A 17872-nucleotide genomic window follows, 5' to 3' on the forward strand; every position below is an offset into this window, starting at 1 on the left:
CAAATTCCTCTCTTGCACGAATCCAGTGAACAGAGATGATGGGCTAAGCTTTGGGGAGGGCTTGGGGATGGAAATCAGCTTACGCCGCTACATCTTGCTGTTCGGAGCGCTTACAGCGGCCACGCCGTTTGTGGCATGGGCACTGATCACTGCGCTTCCTCAATACCAAGAGACTATCACCGACATCTTTGGCATCCCGGTCGCCTTCGCGATCACACAATCCACGGCGTACTACTTCTTCTTCCGGAATAGGCGTCTACCATCGTCCAGGGAATATTGGCGACTGGTAGGCTATTGCACTGCTATTGGCGTTGGGTTGGCACTTGCCTCGGCCTTTCTGTCCGGCGCCTTTGACGGTGTTTCAGTGGGCTTCATCGTTTTCATGTTGGCCATGATGGCCGGCATTCAATTCGTGGTGCTGGCTATCGCCTTCTCAAGCTTCATGGGGCGAACCATGGTGAAAAGCCTGGAAAAGGCTGGCGCAAAACGATCGGCCGGTAAATGATCCTGCCTCGAGGAATGCTCGGGATACTGCTGTGCGTGGCGCTTGTTGGCACTGCAGTCACGGGGTGCGCGAATAGGTCGTGCAGAGATTGGCCGGGGACATGCATCATCCAGTGAAGCCGAAGGGGCTCAAGGGGAAGCGGTTTAGGGGGTAGGGGTATGGCAGACGAACACACATCTGGGCAGCGCGAGCACATGCGCCGGCTGGTCGCCAAACTAGGGCGCAATCAGGATGCTGTGTGCGCTGCTTACGCTGATGCCGAGCGGAGTGGCCTAGTCATGCGAGCGAAGAACACCACCGGTCACAGTCCCGAGGAATACGCGCTTGCGCTCTGGCGTGACGGCGAGCGGAAAGGCTGGCTTTGACTGCTCGGATGGCAGCAATTGCTGCGGCGATGGGTGTCAATGTCAGCAAGAAGAAATAATCTGCTTGGGAACGGTATTTTTACCGCATCAAGGCGCTACAATAGCCAGATGACAGAGGCGAGAGAAAATATTATCGCGCTGTTCACCGTCGATCAGGCTTCGCGCCTGACTGGGGTGAGCAGGCGTCAGCTCGCCTCGTGGGACCGTGAGGGGTTTTTCTCGCCAAGTGTCGTTGACGGGCTCGGGGGAGCGTATACGCGCCTCTATTCGTTCCGGGACCTGCTGTCTCTCAAAGTCCTGAACCAGCTCAGAAACGACACTCGCGTTAGCATGGACCATCTGCGAGAGGTCAAAGGAGACCTGTCGCACCTCGGCGAAGATATGTGGGTGAGAAGCACGCTCTACCTGCTTGGGAAGCACGTAGTTATCCAACGCGATGATGAAACGAGGCATGAAGCTGGGTCGGGTCAAGAAGTGCTTCAGATCCCGCTCAAGATCATTGTCGGGGGCATGCGTGAACGCATTCGGGAGATGAACAAGCGCGGCGGCGATGAGATCGGCCACATCGAGCGGCACCGCGGAATAGTTGGAAACAAGCCGGTAATCGCCGGCACTCGAATTCCAGTATCCGCGATCAAGGAGTTCGCTGAGGCAGGCTACTCGGTTCAGCAAATCATGAAGGAATACCCGTCCCTCGAAAGAGAGGATGTGGAGGCTGCGATAGCATTTGAGGACAAGCGCAACGCTGCATGAAATTTCTACTGGATGAGGGGGTTCCGGTATCTGTTGGCAGCGTTCTCGAGAACGCCGGTCACGAAGTCATTCTATTCGATAACAGTGGCCTCGCTAAAGGAACTCCTGACCCGGTCGTATGTGCGGCCGCGCAATCCCACGATGCCGTCCTTGTGGCGGCTGATCACGATATGAAAAGGCTCGCCAAAGGCCACGGGATAACCAAAGCCAGGTTCAAATCGATGGGCCTCGTTCGATTTGAGTGCAGAAAGCCCGACTGTAGCACTCGGATCAATGCCGCGCTGTCACTAATCGAGCACGAATGGGGGATGGTCACCAGCGGCCATTGCACAAGACTTTTCGTCGTCATCGGCGAAGCGACGATCCGAACTCATAGATAGCTTACCCCCGGCCCAGCGCCGGGGTTTTCGTTTCAGCCAGCACCCAGTCAATCCGCTTCGGCCAACGTGTCCGTTAGTGTGGGCGCATTTCGTTTATCGACCAGTAACCAAATCTCTGGACTCAACCTTAAGGCATCTCCCGCAACATCAGGTTGTTGTCGGTGGGGGATGTCATGGCTTTCATGGATCGCATTTCGCCTGTGGTCGACGAGACAATCTCGGCGCTCGCCAAGACGAGATTTATCGAGGATCCTATTGCCGGGGTTAAATACTCTCGGGCGACCAGCATCATCAGCTCAGCGTACAAGCGCCACGGACGAATCCTGGAAGCCGCAATTCGCGAAGGCCTTCGGGAAAGCAACCGTCACCAGGTCTGGCAAGAAGACATCTTCCGTGTGTCGCGCGCTGCGGATGCATTGGCGAGTTCGCAATCGCCAGACGAATGCGCTAAGAGTTCGTTGCCGTATGGAGAGGCAGTACGTGCGTTGCAGGTCGACATGATCGCCTACGACAGCGCCGACAAGACGATCCGTGCCTATGAGATCAAGCGCGGCAATGGTCAATTCGACGCCGGCAAGATCCGCTCGATCCGTCGTGACCTGATGTGCGTCCAGGTGCTTCTGAAAAGCTACGGCGACCTCGCGTCTGTGGCCCCGGTCGCCGCTGAATCACGGATCATATTTTACTACGGAACCCGGTCGCTGCCGCGGCCTTGGTCCCTGATCAAGAACGAGCTCGACATCCACTTCGACTACGCGATCACCGAAAAGGTCGAGCAGGCGAACGCCTATTTCAAGGAACGACTTCACGCCCTACTCGATGCTGCATAGTCATCCGCTCGCTCTAGGATCTTGCGGCACGGTGGCACCCACATCAGTCTCGGGACGGCGGAACCCGATGCCTCCCAAACAAACCAAGCATAGCCGGTTGCGGTAGACGCCTTAGCATCAACGCGCCCTTTGACCATTGGAACGCGCTCGGTGAACTGCGCGAATTTGGTCGGTGGCCTGTCGCGGAAGATGCCCTCATATCTGCCCACACTTTCGAGAAAGACTGTGCGAGCCAGGATCGCAACCCCTTTGCGGGCAACAGTCAGCGCTCTTTCGACGAATTCCTCGGCTAAGCGGAAAGGCGGGTTGGTGATAACCCAGTCGTGCGACTTGGCTTCGAATGGATAGCTCAGGAAATCACGGTGCGTCCCGAAGCCGTACCGGAAGGCGTCTGACGCCTCCACGGATGCAAAATACTCGCCTAAAGGCCTAGCCATGTAACCACGGCCGCACGCCGGCTCGAGAACAGTCAGCTCCCGAACCTGGCCGGCGCCAATCACGTGTTCAATCAACGCCCTGGTAGCCCATGGCGGCGTCGGAAAATCGTCCGCGCTATCTGCCGCTTCGAACCGCTGAGCCATAACTGCGTGAGAGGTGTTCTGCATTCGAATCTCCCTACTTCCATCATGATCTCAGAACCTTGATCAATCGTTTCTGAAGGTTGGTGAGGGAGGGTTCCGGCCACAGCTTCCCCCTACCCCATGGGCTGAACCCAAGGAGCGGGAGAGCTATGGCCAAGTCCTGAAGGCCGGAGCCGGGATGGGACACGTGCCAGGACGCCTCTCGGCAATCCGTCCTCACTTTCAGGCAGCACGGTAGGACTTTCGCTTCCCGCGCCTGCGGCTTCACCTGCACGGGACTTGCACCCGGTCGCCGCTGATCGACCTTGTAAGCGCGCACCAATGTGAAAGCAATGCTTTCTTTCTGCTTGCGGCAAAGTGAAAGATATGCTTTCATCTCCCTATACCCACTACGAAGACGCCCGCCGGGCCGATCTGGTGGCGAAGAGGGAACGAGACCGATGACCGAAGACGATCTCAAGGATTTCCTGGAAACGAACAAAGCCGAGATCCAGGCGGCGGTTAAGACGCGGATGATCGAAAACCTGCTCGCCCAAAACCGCTGGGAGATCAGTGGGCAGGTTGCGAAGGCGGTCGAGGAATTCGTTGCCGCCGAGATCGTCCCCGAAGTGAAGGCTTACCTCGCCGACCAGAAGGGGCCGATCCTTGAAGCTGCCATCGCTGGCGCTGCTGAGATTGGTGACACACTGGCCAAGGCGATTGTCACTCGCACGGCAAAGCGTCTCCAGCCCGACAACTACGAGTTTCGTCAGGTCATGGAGGCTCTGTTCAAATGAGCACCCGCATCAACCCGCTCCTGACCGACACCGAGCATTTCATCTTCGCTGGTGAGGACATCGACGCCCGTGTGACGTACTCGCGCCGCGAGGCCGACGGCTACGCCAAGGACCTGAACAGCGACCGCACCGATTTCAGCGTGATCCGCTTCAACGTGGTCGAGGGCACATGCCGGGACGTCACCGATGAGTTCCTGGCCGACGAGGCCGAAGACGCATTCGGCATTCCCTCGCCTGCCGGCCTTCGCCGCTGGCATGAAGGGCGGGTGCTGTGATGGCCTCGATCGAAATCAGTCCCGTCGAAGTGCTCGCGCTCAAGAAGCTCGCTCTGATCAACGGCGCACTGGCGCAGAGCTTGGCCAATCAAACGGCCAAGCGTGAACAAACCGCCTTGCTCCGCGTGCTGATGGACGTAGTGGGCCGCGCCGACGTCGCCGACCAGACGAAGGAACCGGCGTGATGGACGCTCAAGCCGACACCGACGCCCGCATCATCCGCGACCAACTGACCGCCCTCAGGGGCTGGATAGGTCACTGGAAGGACGATGCCGAGTGCAAGCAGATCTGCACCCTGTCGAGCCTGATCCTCGCCCAGTCCCACGTCGACAACGCCTTGGCGGTACTTGACCGCATGCAGGCCGAACAGAGGGCCGCGGCATGACCCGCCTCATCAACAATCTCGACCCCATGAACCTCGTCTGGCTCTCTTTGGCCTTCGCGATCCTCATGGGCCACGTCGCAGAGGTATTGCCATGAACAGCTTTGAAACTCTTGGCGACGCGGCAAAGCGCGTCCTCACCGGCTTGCTCGGCGAGCGTCATTGGGACGGCCAGCCCATCATCGCCCCCGGCGTCTATGCCGGCGTGCCGATCGACACCTATCACCGTGAACCGGAACTGTTCGGCGGCGGCTTCTCGATCTCGTCGAGCGGTCTACGCACCCTGCTCCGTCGGCCGGCCGAATACTGGTGGACCTCGCCGTACAATCCCAACGCCGAGGAACCGGAGACCAAGCAGGCCCTCGACTTCGGCAAGGCGGCTCACATGCTGCTCCTCGGCGAACACGGCTTCGCTGAACAGTACGCGCTCCGCCCGGAGAAGTACGAAGACGACAAGGGCACCTGGAAGGCTTGGAATGCGAATTCCAACGCCTGCAAGGAATGGCTGCAGAAGCAGGCCGAGGCCGGTAAGACGGTCATCACCGAAACCGAGATCGGCCATATCCGCCACATGGCGGCGGCGCTTCAGACCAAGGAGCCGGTTCGGCTCGGCATCCTGAAGGGGCGGATCGAGCGGTCGATCTTCTGCCAGGACAACGGCATCTGGTTGAAGGCGCGGCCCGACGTGGTGCCGAATGCCAGCGGCGACTTCGTGGATCTCAAGACTGCCGCGTCGGTCGATGACGAAAGCCTGTCACGGGCGATCTATGCCAACGGCTACCACGTCCAAGCCGGCTTGCTCCGCATGATCGTGCGGGAAGTCCTCGGCGCCGACGCGTTCGCATCGTTCACCTTCGTTTTCGTCGAGAAGGCCCCGCCCTACGACGTCCGTGTCATGCAGCTGAAGGACAGCGACATCGACCTCGGCGAGCGGCAGGCGCGTTACGGGCTCAAGGTTCTGCGGGACTGCCTGAAGCACAAGGCGTGGCCCGGCTACGACGGCTTCGACCGTGACATCTCCTACATCGAAATGCCGCCCTGGGCTCGGACCCGGATCGATGCGGCTCTCAACGCCGAGGCTGCATGATGGAGAAGCGAGCCCGCTACTGGATGGTGTGGAACGCTGGCCACCCGATTTCATCGGCTCGGCACCGGCATGCATCGCGAGCTTCGGCCGAAAGCGAGGCTGAACGCTTGGCCGCGCAGAACCCCGGACAAGAGTTCGTCGTGCTCAAGGCTGTCTCAGGCGTCAGCGCAACCCGACCTGATCCCAAATTCCGCTGGGCCGTCTTCAAGACAAGCCACGAGCTCGACGACGGCATCCCCTTTTGAGAGCTATGACCATGAACCAGATTGTTCCATCCGATCAGACATCCACCAAAGAGATCGGCATCGTCACCGGTGCCGGCGGCTCATCAATCGCACCGCAGAACCTGGGCGAAGTCGTTCGGTTCGCCGAAGTCATGGCCCGTGCCGACATTGCACTGCCGAAGCATCTCCGCGGCAACGCTGGCGCCTGCATGGCCGTGGCGCTCCAGGCTCTCGAATGGCAGATGTCGCCCTTCGCCGTGGCGTCCAAGTCCTATTCGGTCAATGGTATGATTGCCTACGAGGCTCAGTTGATCGCGGCAGTGGTCAACACCCGCTCGGGCATCAAGGGCCGGCTGCAGTACGAGTTCACCGGCACGGGCAACGAACTGGCCTGTAAGGTGACGGGCACGCTCAACGGGTCGGAATGCTCGTACGAGACGCCGCCCTATGCCGCGATCCAGCCGAAGAACTCGCCGTTGTGGAAAACCGATCCCAGGCAACAGCTCGGCTACTATGCCGCCCGCTCTTGGGCGCGCCGGCATTGCCCGGAGGTGATCCTTGGCGTCTACGACCGCGAAGAGGCCGAGCACTTCGGCCCTGACAACGCGAAGGACGTCACGCCGTCCGTCATGCAGCGCCTTCAAGCGCAGCAGCAGCCACAGGACGCCGCACAGCCAGGTGAAGGCTTCGACGTTGACTTCGTGACCCGCGAGACGGCCGCGCTGTCTGGCGAGGCTTCAACCGATCAAGAACCGTCCGACACAGTTCCCTCGTCGGACGACGGCAGCGGGGAGCCAGCCCAGGCGTCCCCCATCCCCGCTGCCGACCCTTCCGCCGAAGATGGCGGCCCGGAGGCCGGTGGCATTGGAGCGCAGGCAGAACCTGACGTGTTGCCGGCCTCCGATCTCACTCAGGAGGACCGGGACTGGCTAAAGCAGACCGCCAAGATGCTGTGGGCCGCCACCGGACCCGGCGAAGGCGAGGTGCTGAAGAACCAGTTCGCCGGTATCCGTGACAGCCTCACCCCGCCGACGGTCACCAAGGCCGCGCGCGACAAGGGCATGTCGATACTGCGCAACTGCTCGGCAGTCTGCGACGGCACCCAGGACATGGCCGATACCCTCGAACTGATCGCCGGCATTGCCGGGGTCGAAGCGCGGGAGATCGTGTGATGGCCATGCAGTTCGTCAAACCCGCCACGGCCTTTTCTCTCGACAAGTCGTCCAAGGCCACCAAGCGCATGGAAGACCAGGCGCATCTTGCCTTCATCAGGAAGTTGCCGAGCGTACTGTCAGGCGAGTTCGGCTGCGAGGCCTGCCACATCAGGATCGGCAGCGCTGTGCACCGGAAGAAGCACACCGGCATGCAGCAGAAGCCCGACGACTGCTGGACACTGCCCCTGACCTCGACAGAGCACAAGCAGCAGCACTCGGAGAACGAACTTCTGTTCTGGCGCTCGCACGGGATCGACCCGTTCGAACTGGCAATCAAGCTCTACGAAATCACAGGCGACATCGAGGCGGGGCAGCGTGTCATCGCAGCCGCTCGCCCGATGTTCGCGCAGATAGCGAGGACAGAGGCATGACGAGGCCATCCGGAGTTTTCAAACAGGACCGCGCCGCTCGCATGGCGTGGGGCAACGCGTATGACGCCATCCCCAAGAGTGTGTTCGCTCTCGCGGCCTGGCATCTCGCAAACGTGGCAAGCGGCCAAGCAGATACGGTTGGGGCTGCCGAGAGCAGGATGATCGAAGAACTGGAGGCACTTCGCTACGGCCATTTGCCTCAAACACAGGCAGACCGGGCGATCAAGGCCATCCACGCCACCGCCGCCCGTTCCGCAGCCAGGAGCGCTTAGCTATGGCTGGAACGAAACAAGCGGCAGCAACACCGGGGCCGTGGGTAGCTGAGCCCGGCACGACTACCGGGCGCCAGGTCGTCGCTCCCAATGCACCAAAGGTGAAGCGAGTGATCGCCCGGCTGGGCGGCCCGGATCGCGAGGCCAACGCCCACCTGATCGCGGCGGCGCCTGATCTGCTGGGCGAGCTTAAGCGCATGGTCGAGCACTTCAGCGCGTGGGCCAACGATCACTCCGACGAGGCGACAACCGAAACATGGGCAGCGCTGTATTGCGCCCGCGCCGCCCTCGCCAAAGCGGAGGGCTCCTCCCATGACTGAACTCGACAAGACGGGACTGGAAGCGGCTTGGGACGCGAATGCGGAGCGCGTCGCGTTCAATCTATGTTCGGAATTCGGGTCCGATTTCGTCGCGGACAATCAGGCGTTCGCCAAGGCTGTGGTTCGCGAATATCTGGCCGCACCAGCCACCACTTCAAAAGGAGTGACGGAGGAGCAGACACCCGCGCGTGAATGGCGGTGCTTCCACTGTGACGAGGTTTTTACCGAAGAGCAGGCTGCACGCGACCACTTCGGCGCTCTGACCGTCATCGGCATCCCAATCACTGACCCGGCCTGTTGCGTCGACATCGGTAAGTTCCGAGACATGGAACATCAGCTTCAACGCTACGGGATGGAGGACAGCGACAAGGATCGCGAAATCGCAGCCATGCACTCCAAGCACGCTAGGGCACTCATGGACGAAGAGGAAAAGGGCTACGCTCGTGGCTTGCGAGACGCACGCCTCGAAGCCTCTCGGGTAGCGCCAGTCAGCCAGAAAGAGGCGGTGGCGCGCGACGAAGACGACATGCCCGAGCGGATTTGGGCGGGTGATTTCGACGCCAGCGGTTTCGGCCATTGCGTGGCTGGTCCCCAGGGCGGCCTTTACGCCGAATACGTCCGCGCCGATCTCGCATCACCCTCCCCAGCACCTGCAGGAGAGCCGGGGATCAAGGCCGTGATGCCTGAAGAGCCCAATGACGCGATGTTGCGCGTTCTTTTCGAACTCAACTCGGGACAGCCACGAAACACCGCCGAAGCTATCGCGGCCTACAAACTGTTGCGCAATCTCGTCGAGCGTAGCCACCCCACTCCTACGCCAGTCTCAGCGCCTGTGGGGGAGAGCCAGACTGTATCCCTCAACGGAAGGACCGTCGAGCTGACCGGGCTTGCGCTTGAGGTTATGCGGGCGATGGACAAGTCCGAAGCCACCGCCGTTCGGGAGACGTTCAAGCGAGGTTTCGACGGCGGTTCCCGCTCCGCTGCGGAGGACAACCAATGAACCTCCGACAGATCGAATTGGGTGAGAGGAACAGGGCGGCTGTCCGCGCTTTGATGGTCACCCATCTCGGCATCTCGCGGGTGGAAATCGCGGCCAAGCTAAGTCTGAGCCCCATGGCGGTCACGCGTCACGTCACCGCGATCCGCAGCGAATGGGGTGGTGAAGCGTTGCCAACGCGCCGCGCCGACCGCTCCCCGGCTGTGGAGGGCAAGTAGCATGGCGATCAGAGTCCGAAAAGACGGCACGATGTGGTGCGCGGCCCACACTGAACCTCTTGTTGGCGACACCTACATCGGTGATGGACTGCATTATGAGATGTCGGTCGAGCAGGGCGTGATCGTCGCGCTGCCGATGCCCGAGCATCTTGGGCATTGCCAGTGGTGGTGGGCCAACTCTGCGCCGGAAGCGGCCGACCGCACATTCGCCGCCCCTAGTGCCGGCGCGCAAGGGGGTGAGATGTGAAGAACAAACTCATCGACTTGAACAACCATCTATTCGCGCAGCTTGAGCGGCTCAGCGACGAGGATCTGACGAAAGAGCAGATCGAGCAGGAGGTTCGGCGCACCGAGGCCGTTGTCTCGGTCAGCCAGCAGATCGTCCAGAATGCCGATCTTGCCTTGAAGGCCGCAAAGCTGGTGGCCGAGCACGGCGCCTACGTCGGCAAATATCTGCCGATGATAGAAGCCAGGACGAGCAAGGAAGATGACGAATGAAGGGGCAACCGATCCCATATAGCTGCTCAGAGATGGCGTGGCTTGAGGCCAATCGCGTCTTGGTCATCGGCGACTATCATCGCGCCTTCTGCGAGGTGTTTGGACGCACCGACGTATCCGCAGGCAATCTGCACGCCCTGCGAAAGCGCAGGGGCTGGAAGACCGGCAGGACGGGTTGTTTCGAAAAGGGCCAGATCGCGTTCAACAAAGGCATCCCCTGTGAGCCAGGCAAGGGCGGGCGGCATCCCAATGCCCGCAAGACGCAGTTCAGCAAGGGCAACCGCAGCGGCGTAGCCGAGGCAATTTACAAGCCTATCGGCTCCGAGCGTGTCAGCAAGGACGGCTACATCGAGCGCAAGGTGCATGATGGCCTGCCGAGGCAATCGCGCTGGCAGACTGTCCAAAAAATCGAGTGGGAGGCCGTCAACGGCCCACTGCCGGACGGGATGTTCCTCAAGTGCCGGGACGGGAACAGGGCGAACACCGAACCGTCGAATTGGGAACCGCTCCCGCGCGCAACGCTGCCATATCTGAACGGTCATCGCGGCTTCGACTACGGGGCTGCTGAGCCGGAAGTTAGACCTGCGATCATTGCCCTGGCGAAGGTCAGGCACGCGGCCAAGACCGCCAAGACCAAAGCGAGGTCCGCAGCATGACCGACAACCTGCGCGCGCCCGTGCAAGGCTACAGTGCTGGCATCCCCTGGTCCCTGCATCTCCGTGCTTGGGACGTCTATGCCAAGAAATATGGCAGGTCGCAAACCGCCGAGCGATTGGCCGAACGTGGCGGCTTCGGAACCCAAGAACTGGACATCTTCGTTCCAGGCTGGCGCGACGAGGTGTCAGAGATCACCCGCCTCCAAGAGGCTCTTGCAGCAGCAGAGGCGGAAGTCGAGCGGCTGTTGCCTATCGAAGCCGAAGCAGCAGAAGGCCGGGAGATCAACGGCGAACTGCGCACTAAGCTTGTTGAGGCCGAAGCTCGCCTCACCGCTCTGCGATGGGCCGGCGCTGGTCTGGCGAACATCGCCCATAACATCCATCAACTCGGCGCTGCCGACCCGAGCGCGCTTCAGTCGCTGAAGTCGTCTCAGATCGAATGGGACGCCGCCATTCGTTCTCTCTCCAATGATGAGGCACCGAAATGAGCCATGCTGATCTGATCGAAAAGCTTGAAGCTCTGGCCGGGCCAGATGGTACGGTTAACGTTGATATCCACCGTGCCTGCGGCCAGACATTTGTCATGGAATACTGGTCGGAAAGCGACACGACCCCACGCGAAAATCTGAGCATGGTCCCTCGCTACACCGCCTCGCTCGACGCAGCCGTTGCTCTGGTAGAGCGCGTGCTGCCGAGTTGGGAATGGCAGGTTGGTGACGACGCCCACTTCGGCAAGTACGGGGCGGTCTACCAGAGCCTATCGGAAGGCGGCGCAGGCCTGAGCGAAGAAGACATGGTGTCAGCAGCCACTCCCGCCATTGCCCTCCTGATCGCCACCCTGAAAGCCCTCCAGGAGAACAGCAATGGCTGAGATCGCCGCGCGCCTGCGCGAGTTCCCCGATTACACCACTGTCAACATCGGCAAGCACCGGACCACCTTCAATAAATGGGTGCTCGAAGCAGCCGACGCCCTCGACGCCAAGGATAAGCAAATAGCGGAATTGACGGCGGCGCTGTCCGAGATTGCAGCAGGACCACACCTTCTGTCCTGTGACAAAGCCAAGTGGGCCGATTGGGCTGCTGATCGAGCCGCCTCCAGCCTCCCCAATAAGGAAGATCGAAATGGCTAAGACGCGCGCAGGCGACTGGATGCAAACCTTTACCGGGCGCCAGTTTTGGCCGCTCGACCCTAGGCCGAATGAGATGTTCATCGAGGACATTGCTCATGCGCTGTCATTGCAGTGCCGGTTCGGTGGGCACTGCATCAAGTTCTATTCGGTTGCCGAACATTGCGTGCATTTGGCTCGCCATGTCTCGTCTGAAAATAGGCTGTGGGCGCTGCTGCATGACGCCAGCGAAGCCTACATTGTGGACGTTCCTAGGCCGCTGAAACGCTTCCTGGCTGGCTACAAGCCGGCAGAAGACGCGGTAATGGAGGCCGTCTGCGAGCGCTTCGGCCTTCCACCGGAAATGCCCGCAGAAGTCCACGAAGCAGACATGCGCATCATCCAAGACGAGCGCGTCAACCTGTCGGATTGCGTCACTGAGTGGGGCTACCTGTCGCCCCCTCTGGGCATTCAGATCGAGTGCTGGCCGCCTGAACGAGCCAAGGCCGAGTTTCTAGACACATTCGCGCGGGTCTTCTCCCGCCCCTCTCCCGAGGGTGAAGCAAATGGCTAGAAGGGTGCAACTCTCCCGCAAGAAGGGCTGGAAGATGCCCGAGAACACCGTGAAGGTTGATCGATCGACAAGGTGGGGCAACCCGTTCAAGGTGACGCCGGAACATGCTGCCGCCGAAGCCGTAAGCGACTTCCGAGACTATGTCATTGGCAGGCTGGTCAATGGCGTTGGATATCCACTTGCAGAGCTTCGCGGCAAGAACCTCGCATGCTGGTGCCGGCTCGATCAGCCCTGCCATGCCGATGTCCTACTCGATCTGGCGAATGCCCCCGCCCCCGCACATAAGGAACAGGCGGAATGACGAGGGCGCGGGTCGCACAATCGCGTCCCGACGACGCCCCGATCACGCTGGAGCGGATCGAGAAGTGCCTTGATCGCCTGGCGGTGATCATGATGCAGGACCGCGAGCATGCGCCAAGGATGCTGCCGATCTTCAGAAGGCTTGAGAGGGAGGCGGAGGCGCTTCGTCAGTCTCACGACGAGTTGGCCGACGTGTTTGAGCGTGCTCAACGATCGCTGGGCCAAAAGCATGTTTTGTAGAGAAGCCTACGACTGCGTTGTCTCTTCAGCAGGAAGAAGCACCATCCGTATGTCTGCGAACATATCCGCTAAGTCCGCGTCGCAGTCGCAAATATGAGACTTAGGGTCCGTAAGACTTGCTCGAAGGTGCGCTATGATCCGCGTACGTTCGAAGCTAACTTCTGACTTTCGAGCCTCTTCGGCCGTTCTGCGAAGTATGATGTCGCAGTGCTCGTCGAGCCCGTCCAGTGGAGAAGACTCCACCGCTATCGACAAAAGGCGCGCTGGGGCGGCTAAGACATCTCCAACGCTAAGCTTGAACGAGCCCAAATAGTGCACGGTCTCTCCGGGCCTGTCGAGAGGCGCGCCTTTCGCCTGCTCTTTCTTCTGGTTGGCAGCCACCGCAGTCCGACAACCAAAGTCGTCGACGTCATCTTGATTGGGAAGCAAAATCCCCCTGCCCACCGACAAGGTGTAAGTGCGCTCGCCGGCCTCATCGTATCCGTTGTGAAAATCGGCAACGGCCTTGTCTGGACCTATGACCCCGGACAACACCATCCTGGGATAAAGCGCGGCGCGATAAACCGACTCATCAGCGGCGAGCATTCTTGACGGCGCCGGAGTTGTTAGCACTGAGCATGTCTACCCATCGGCCGATCGCAGGCGTATCCAATGCTACGATCTGCGACGGACACTGAATTTTGCTATCCTTATGGACAGCGAGGAAAGCAGCATCACCTCCGCTAATCGTCAAATATCTACGGATCGACGAAATATCCCAAGAGAAAACAACGGCATCGCCGCCGTGCGAAAATATCTTGGGGGCCGGCACGCCCGATGCCTCGATAAACCCGAGGACACGGTTTGCGTCGCCAGCGGTCTCGACATCTATGGCATCGGCAAAACCTTCAGGTAAATCGGCCATTTCATCGAGAACGTAAAACAGATTTGCGAACTGCAAGTCACTTGCTAATTCTCGCTGGACAGAACTGACACATGTTTCAACGGCCCGGAAAGAGGGTGTCACGCTCCAGGTCAGGACTGGGACATCGTCAATGGAGCTTCCTTCGACAACCTGCGCCGGTTTTGGAATACCAGCCGATGAGTCCTCCGGAGCCGAGTCTAGCCATGCTCGGCGATATGATGCTCTTGGCTTCGTTGCCGCAATCGCGCTCATTGCCAAAGCCCTTTCAATTCACCGCTTGCCCGAAGGCTCAGCGCTTCGCTGGCGATTTCCTGCCAAAGCTGATGTTGAGCTGAAGGGGTGATCGGTGGGAACATCGGAACAGTATTGACATCGACAGAAAGACTGGCGCCGAAATTGTTCACTGATCCAGACGAAATCACCTGCGATGTAGCGTCGATCATCAGCGACTGAAAGCTAGCAACCCCAAATTTGAGCAGCCGATTCAAAGTAATCTCGCTGGCCAATTTCTTGCGAACATTTAGCTGGAAAGACAAATCAGTAACATCGAAATCTCGCAGCGAAAGATCAAATTTTGGTGCGATCAACTGGTTCGCGTGCCGATGGCTGTCCGCGGGCTTAATAAGGTTGAGAACCAATGCCAACCTGTTCACTTCGTGCAATTGATCGCTAACAACCCCAACTTGCTGAGAAATGCGCTCAACTACCCCGGTAGTGTCGCCAATTAGGGGCGGCCGGCCCTCATCTTCTTCCGAATGAGCCTGGACAACCAGATCGATCCGACTGGCTTGCACCAACAGCTGGCAAGCCAGTCCATCGAAAACTCCGGAGGCCGCCGACAAATGAGGAGCCGCAACGGTTGGATTTCGATTGACCTGAAATGAGTCAGCCTCACGCCCAAAAATAGATGAAAATACATCTTGAGCCTGCAGTCGACGAGCATCACTCGCAAACCACACAAATTGGACGCCCATAGCATCCCAATTACTCATGGAATTTCACCGACCCAACCCCCGTGACACAGGAGGAATGACGCAAAGCGCCACAGTTTTCAACAATCATTTTACGCAACGAATATAGGTCAGAGTTTGTCCCTTACAAATGGCTACCATCAATATCCCGATCTCTTGGTTCGCTGGCGGCTCGTAGCCGACGTGTTTGCGCGCGCGCGACGATCTCTGGGTCAAAAGGCAGCGCAATCTTTGTAAGTTCGTCGCGCTGCCAGGCCAGCGAACCGCCGCTCCCATATCTCGGCCGCTGAATGGTGTGACCCATCAGGCCGCGGCGCAGTTCCTCGTCGAGCCCGCCCTCCTTCATCCGATCCTCGAACGAATGCCTGAGGCTGTAGAAGGTGTGCTTGTCGGAGGGCAGCAGCTTGTTGTCGCGCAGATACTTGTTGATCGCCGTCGTCAGGCTGTTTTCTTTGTCACGGTAGCGCGGGAAGCCATTCGGGTGGGCTTGGAATACGGCAAGCGCCACGCCTACCAGCGGGATCGATCGCACGGACGACTCCGTCTTGATCTCACGGGGATTGTCGTGATCTTCCCGCGGCTCAATGCGAATATAGGGCACCTCGGCCTTCATGAAGATCTCGGTCTTCTGTAGATTGCACAGCTCGCTCGGTCGCGCGCCGGTCTCTATCATGGCAAGTAGCACGCCGCGTGCTTGGGGGTTCAACCCAGTCAGGGCATCACCGGTCAGCAGTTTGGTCTTTATCCACTCTGTCGGTATAGGCGGTCTCGACCGTTTCGTCTTCTCCGCGAAGCCGAGCCCATCGAATGGGTTCTGCTTGATCTCGATGCCCTGGTGCTTGTGGTAGCTCTCATAGAGCCCCCGCAGATTGCCCAGGTCTCGATTGCCTGACGTGGGCTTATGCGTGGATCGAGCGCCTTTCTTCTTAGGCGCAATCCTTTCAAGCCACAGATTGTATAGTTTGAGCGCATCGCTGCGAGTGATCTCTGAAATCGGCAGGTCGCCGCAGACATCGACTAAATTGTTGACGGCCCTCTGCTTCACCTTCCGCCAGGATCGCTTCTGGCTCTCACTTTTGCCGCGGAGCTCGTCGTGAACGATCTCATCGGTGTAGACCTTGAACGCTGCTGTGAGGGTAACTGACGGGGCTGGAATGGTTCCCATGACAGCCCGATTGGTGGCTGGCAACGTGCGCTCGTCCATCACCGCCTCCAGGCGGGAAACCACGTCGCGCAAGTCCCCTGAAGCAATATCCTCGGATGACTGATAGCGGAACCCCATCGCCTCGACGCGCTTCACCGCTGCCTTGTAGCGGGCCTGAGCAACGGCGCTCGGCTCGTCGGTGATCATGGAAGCCCAAAGCTGGTCGTCAGCCGTTTCTAAGGCGTCCCTCTTGCTGCGAGCCAGCGCCAGGTCCGACGTCTTCAACGACGTTCGAACATGCGGTGCCCGCGCGTCCTTGTCGGCCACGACAGCCGGCACGCGTCGCTTGTAATGGTAAATCCCCCGGCGCAGGATCAGGTGACGATCCTGGTCGTTTCTGTTATTACGCATTTACGGCGCCTAAAGATGTGGCACAAATTGTGGCACAATCTGTGGCACCAAAATGCGGTTCGGCGCAATACGAGAATTACAACCTCAGAAAAGATATTGATTTTTCAATATCTTACGGATAGGCACGCCCGCTAAGTGCGGGGCGTATCATCCGCACCAAAATCACCCTGCTGGCGGACTAGAAACCTCTTGGTAGAGAGTACCAGCCGGGCACGGCCCGACACCATTCACAATGGCGCCGTGCCGCCTCGCAATGCCGACGCATAGACGTCCAGCACGGCGTCCACCTTGCGCTCCCAATCAAATTCGGCGCGGACACGAAGCTGCGCCGCCTGCCCCATTGACGCCCTGAGATCCGGCGAACTGGCGAGCTTCCGCAATGCCTCCGCCAGACCTTCGATCAACGCATCAGGCGAAAGCGGCGGCACGAGTATGCCGCATTCCGTGTTGAGGTAATCCAGCGGCCCTCCCCAGGCAGTGGCGATCACCGGCTTGGAAAGCGCCATAGCCTCAAGGACGACAGCGCCTCCGCATTCATACAGGCTGGGAAGTACCAGGGCGTCTCGAGCGGCCAGGGCCTCGGCGCATTCCTTCTGGCTCAGCCATCCCGCAAAGCGCACCTTGCCCGCAGCCTCGTCCGAGGAAAGAAGGCCCAGTTCGCGGGCAAGCTTTTCCAGCCGCTCGCGAGCGTCCCCGTCCCCCATGATCAACAGGCTCATGGGCGCAAGGTCCCTGGCCCGGGCAAACGCACGCAACAGCAGATCGACGCCCTTCCAGTCGACAAGACGCCCGGTGAAAACGAAGCGCGTATGCGAAGGTCCCGACTGCGGGTCTTGTGCGGCGGTTCCGCTCCACAGGGAAAAGTCCACGCCATTCTCGCAGATCTCGATGACCTTGCCACCCAGGCCACCAGGCAAGGCCATGCGACTACGCTGGTTGGCGACCATGACCACGCTCGCCAGGCGCTTGCCGGGGATGAGCCGGTTCATCACATTGGTCATCGCCCGGGCAGCGGCAACGGCATAATCCTCGAGCACGGAACTCCGATCGCGGAACCCCGGCGGAAACTCCATACCGCCATTCAGGGGGCCAACCACAACCGGCGCCCCAAGGCGAAAAAGCATCGACGGTTCACGAGGCGAGACAGGAATCGGCTGGTGGACGATTTGCACACCTTCTTCCACGACGAGACGGCGTGCTTCTTTGACCTGTCGTCGCTGCGTCAAAATCCGCATCAGATAGCCGGTCGAAAAATTCGCCACACGCTGCGGAAGAAATGCCCCAAGGCGCCAGAGAAGACGAATTAACGGCGTGTCGGGTGTGAATATCACCCGCGGGTCATTACCGAAGAGACCTTCGAGTTCTTCCCGCGTCCGTTCATGCACGATAAGCCAAACATCGTAATTTCTGTCACGCAGGATGCGGAAGTACTGCAACGGCAGAATGGCCTCACCGCCAAGACGGGCCGAAGCGTGCTCTGCAACAATGGCAATCTTCATTTCATGCAGACTTCTTTTG

31 protein-coding genes are annotated in these 17872 nt (G+C 59.7%); 25 read left to right on the top strand and 6 right to left on the bottom strand.

All coding sequences use genetic code 11. The annotated features are described in order from the left end of the window. The first annotated feature begins 67 nt into the window (after positions 1 to 67). From GGQ99_RS06635 to GGQ99_RS06650, 4 genes are all read left to right on the top strand, one after another. A complete protein-coding gene (locus GGQ99_RS06635) occupies positions 68 to 505 on the top strand; it encodes an ABZJ_00895 family protein (protein ID WP_183261505.1) in 438 nt (145 codons plus the stop codon). Positions 506 to 909: 404 nt separating this feature from the next. Beyond that, complete coding sequence (locus tag GGQ99_RS06640) at positions 910 to 1623, top strand: DUF433 domain-containing protein (protein WP_246389431.1); 714 nt, start codon at positions 910 to 912, stop codon at positions 1621 to 1623. Further along, the gene (locus tag GGQ99_RS06645; protein ID WP_183261506.1) at positions 1620 to 2003 is read left to right on the top strand and encodes a DUF5615 family PIN-like protein; all 384 of its coding nucleotides are present in this window, start codon (positions 1620 to 1622) and stop codon (positions 2001 to 2003) included. The genes GGQ99_RS06640 and GGQ99_RS06645 overlap by 4 nt, the downstream gene beginning before the upstream one ends. A 173-nt stretch (positions 2004 to 2176) precedes the next feature. Continuing rightward, a complete protein-coding gene (locus GGQ99_RS06650; protein ID WP_183261508.1) occupies positions 2177 to 2833 on the top strand; it encodes a hypothetical protein in 657 nt (218 codons plus the stop codon). Here the strand turns inward: GGQ99_RS06650 and GGQ99_RS06655 are convergent. Continuing rightward, positions 2809 to 3438, bottom strand: a complete 630-nt coding sequence (locus GGQ99_RS06655) for a class I SAM-dependent methyltransferase (RefSeq protein ID WP_183261510.1) — start codon at positions 3436 to 3438, stop codon at positions 2809 to 2811. The genes GGQ99_RS06650 and GGQ99_RS06655 overlap by 25 nt on opposite strands. A 416-nt stretch (positions 3439 to 3854) precedes the next feature. Between GGQ99_RS06655 and GGQ99_RS06660 the strand changes: the two genes are divergently transcribed. From GGQ99_RS06660 to GGQ99_RS06760, 21 genes are all read left to right on the top strand, one after another. Then, positions 3855 to 4190 carry a hypothetical protein gene (locus GGQ99_RS06660; protein ID WP_183261512.1) on the top strand — a complete coding sequence of 112 codons (336 nt, stop codon included), beginning with the start codon at positions 3855 to 3857 and terminating at the stop codon, positions 4188 to 4190. Beyond that, positions 4187 to 4465, top strand: a complete 279-nt coding sequence (locus tag GGQ99_RS06665) for a hypothetical protein (RefSeq protein ID WP_183261514.1) — start codon at positions 4187 to 4189, stop codon at positions 4463 to 4465. Before GGQ99_RS06660 ends, GGQ99_RS06665 begins: the two co-directional genes overlap by 4 nt. After that, positions 4465 to 4650, top strand: coding sequence for a hypothetical protein (locus GGQ99_RS06670; protein WP_183261515.1), 186 nt, complete (start codon positions 4465 to 4467; stop codon positions 4648 to 4650). Before GGQ99_RS06665 ends, GGQ99_RS06670 begins: the two co-directional genes overlap by 1 nt. Continuing rightward, positions 4650 to 4850, top strand: a complete 201-nt coding sequence (locus GGQ99_RS06675) for a hypothetical protein (protein ID WP_183261517.1) — start codon at positions 4650 to 4652, stop codon at positions 4848 to 4850. Before GGQ99_RS06670 ends, GGQ99_RS06675 begins: the two co-directional genes overlap by 1 nt. A 91-nt stretch (positions 4851 to 4941) precedes the next feature. Beyond that, positions 4942 to 5934, top strand: coding sequence for a PD-(D/E)XK nuclease-like domain-containing protein (locus GGQ99_RS06680; RefSeq protein WP_183261519.1), 993 nt, complete (start codon positions 4942 to 4944; stop codon positions 5932 to 5934). A 107-nt stretch (positions 5935 to 6041) separates the two neighbouring features. Beyond that, complete coding sequence (locus GGQ99_RS06685) at positions 6042 to 6179, top strand: hypothetical protein (RefSeq protein ID WP_183261520.1); 138 nt, start codon at positions 6042 to 6044, stop codon at positions 6177 to 6179. A gap of 5 nt (positions 6180 to 6184) precedes the next feature. After that, positions 6185 to 7330, top strand: a complete 1146-nt coding sequence (locus tag GGQ99_RS06690) for a recombinase RecT (protein WP_183261521.1) — start codon at positions 6185 to 6187, stop codon at positions 7328 to 7330. Continuing rightward, a complete protein-coding gene (locus GGQ99_RS06695) occupies positions 7330 to 7743 on the top strand; it encodes a hypothetical protein (RefSeq protein WP_183261524.1) in 414 nt (137 codons plus the stop codon). Before GGQ99_RS06690 ends, GGQ99_RS06695 begins: the two co-directional genes overlap by 1 nt. Continuing rightward, complete coding sequence (locus GGQ99_RS06700) at positions 7740 to 8015, top strand: hypothetical protein (protein WP_183261525.1); 276 nt, start codon at positions 7740 to 7742, stop codon at positions 8013 to 8015. The genes GGQ99_RS06695 and GGQ99_RS06700 overlap by 4 nt, the downstream gene beginning before the upstream one ends. 110 nt (positions 8016 to 8125) lie before the next feature. Further along, positions 8126 to 8335 carry a hypothetical protein gene (locus GGQ99_RS06705; RefSeq protein WP_183261527.1) on the top strand — a complete coding sequence of 70 codons (210 nt, stop codon included), beginning with the start codon at positions 8126 to 8128 and terminating at the stop codon, positions 8333 to 8335. Next, positions 8328 to 9335 (top strand): hypothetical protein, encoded by a 1008-nt coding sequence (locus GGQ99_RS06710; RefSeq protein WP_183261529.1) that lies wholly within the window; start codon positions 8328 to 8330, stop codon positions 9333 to 9335. Before GGQ99_RS06705 ends, GGQ99_RS06710 begins: the two co-directional genes overlap by 8 nt. Beyond that, positions 9332 to 9550, top strand: coding sequence for a hypothetical protein (locus GGQ99_RS06715; RefSeq protein WP_183261531.1), 219 nt, complete (start codon positions 9332 to 9334; stop codon positions 9548 to 9550). Before GGQ99_RS06710 ends, GGQ99_RS06715 begins: the two co-directional genes overlap by 4 nt. Before the next feature lies 1 nt (position 9551). Further along, on the top strand, positions 9552 to 9797 hold the full coding sequence (locus GGQ99_RS06720) for a hypothetical protein (RefSeq protein WP_183261533.1): 246 nt from the start codon (positions 9552 to 9554) through the stop codon (positions 9795 to 9797). Continuing rightward, entirely contained in the window at positions 9794 to 10048 is a 255-nt protein-coding gene (locus tag GGQ99_RS06725) for a hypothetical protein (RefSeq protein WP_183261535.1), read from the top strand. The genes GGQ99_RS06720 and GGQ99_RS06725 overlap by 4 nt, the downstream gene beginning before the upstream one ends. Next, complete coding sequence (locus GGQ99_RS06730) at positions 10045 to 10704, top strand: HNH endonuclease (RefSeq protein WP_183261537.1); 660 nt, start codon at positions 10045 to 10047, stop codon at positions 10702 to 10704. Before GGQ99_RS06725 ends, GGQ99_RS06730 begins: the two co-directional genes overlap by 4 nt. Beyond that, complete coding sequence (locus GGQ99_RS06735; RefSeq protein WP_183261539.1) at positions 10701 to 11192, top strand: hypothetical protein; 492 nt, start codon at positions 10701 to 10703, stop codon at positions 11190 to 11192. The genes GGQ99_RS06730 and GGQ99_RS06735 overlap by 4 nt, the downstream gene beginning before the upstream one ends. After that, the gene (locus GGQ99_RS06740) at positions 11189 to 11575 is read left to right on the top strand and encodes a hypothetical protein (RefSeq protein ID WP_183261540.1); all 387 of its coding nucleotides are present in this window, start codon (positions 11189 to 11191) and stop codon (positions 11573 to 11575) included. The genes GGQ99_RS06735 and GGQ99_RS06740 overlap by 4 nt, the downstream gene beginning before the upstream one ends. Further along, positions 11568 to 11834, top strand: a complete 267-nt coding sequence (locus GGQ99_RS06745) for a hypothetical protein (protein WP_183261542.1) — start codon at positions 11568 to 11570, stop codon at positions 11832 to 11834. Before GGQ99_RS06740 ends, GGQ99_RS06745 begins: the two co-directional genes overlap by 8 nt. After that, positions 11827 to 12384 (top strand): hypothetical protein, encoded by a 558-nt coding sequence (locus GGQ99_RS06750; RefSeq protein ID WP_183261544.1) that lies wholly within the window; start codon positions 11827 to 11829, stop codon positions 12382 to 12384. Before GGQ99_RS06745 ends, GGQ99_RS06750 begins: the two co-directional genes overlap by 8 nt. Then, positions 12377 to 12685 (top strand): DUF4326 domain-containing protein, encoded by a 309-nt coding sequence (locus GGQ99_RS06755; protein WP_183261546.1) that lies wholly within the window; start codon positions 12377 to 12379, stop codon positions 12683 to 12685. Before GGQ99_RS06750 ends, GGQ99_RS06755 begins: the two co-directional genes overlap by 8 nt. Continuing rightward, positions 12682 to 12924 carry a hypothetical protein gene (locus tag GGQ99_RS06760; protein ID WP_183261548.1) on the top strand — a complete coding sequence of 81 codons (243 nt, stop codon included), beginning with the start codon at positions 12682 to 12684 and terminating at the stop codon, positions 12922 to 12924. Before GGQ99_RS06755 ends, GGQ99_RS06760 begins: the two co-directional genes overlap by 4 nt. A gap of 6 nt (positions 12925 to 12930) precedes the next feature. Here the strand turns inward: GGQ99_RS06760 and GGQ99_RS06765 are convergent, their stop codons facing one another. From GGQ99_RS06765 to GGQ99_RS06785, 5 genes are all read right to left on the bottom strand, one after another. Further along, positions 12931 to 13509, bottom strand: coding sequence for a hypothetical protein (locus GGQ99_RS06765; RefSeq protein ID WP_183261550.1), 579 nt, complete (start codon positions 13507 to 13509; stop codon positions 12931 to 12933). Then, complete coding sequence (locus GGQ99_RS06770; protein WP_183261552.1) at positions 13496 to 14080, bottom strand: hypothetical protein; 585 nt, start codon at positions 14078 to 14080, stop codon at positions 13496 to 13498. Before GGQ99_RS06770 ends, GGQ99_RS06765 begins: the two co-directional genes overlap by 14 nt. Then, entirely contained in the window at positions 14077 to 14820 is a 744-nt protein-coding gene (locus GGQ99_RS06775) for a hypothetical protein (RefSeq protein ID WP_183261555.1), read from the bottom strand. The genes GGQ99_RS06770 and GGQ99_RS06775 overlap by 4 nt, the downstream gene beginning before the upstream one ends. A 103-nt stretch (positions 14821 to 14923) precedes the next feature. Next, positions 14924 to 16354, bottom strand: a complete 1431-nt coding sequence (locus GGQ99_RS06780; RefSeq protein ID WP_183261557.1) for a DUF6538 domain-containing protein — start codon at positions 16352 to 16354, stop codon at positions 14924 to 14926. 227 nt (positions 16355 to 16581) lie between these two features. Further along, complete coding sequence (locus tag GGQ99_RS06785; RefSeq protein ID WP_183261559.1) at positions 16582 to 17853, bottom strand: glycosyltransferase family 4 protein; 1272 nt, start codon at positions 17851 to 17853, stop codon at positions 16582 to 16584. Positions 17854 to 17872 lie beyond the last annotated feature (19 nt).

The sequence above is a fragment of the Aminobacter niigataensis genome, assembly GCF_014200015.1.
GTDB classification, from domain to species: Bacteria; Pseudomonadota; Alphaproteobacteria; order Rhizobiales; family Rhizobiaceae; genus Aminobacter; species Aminobacter niigataensis.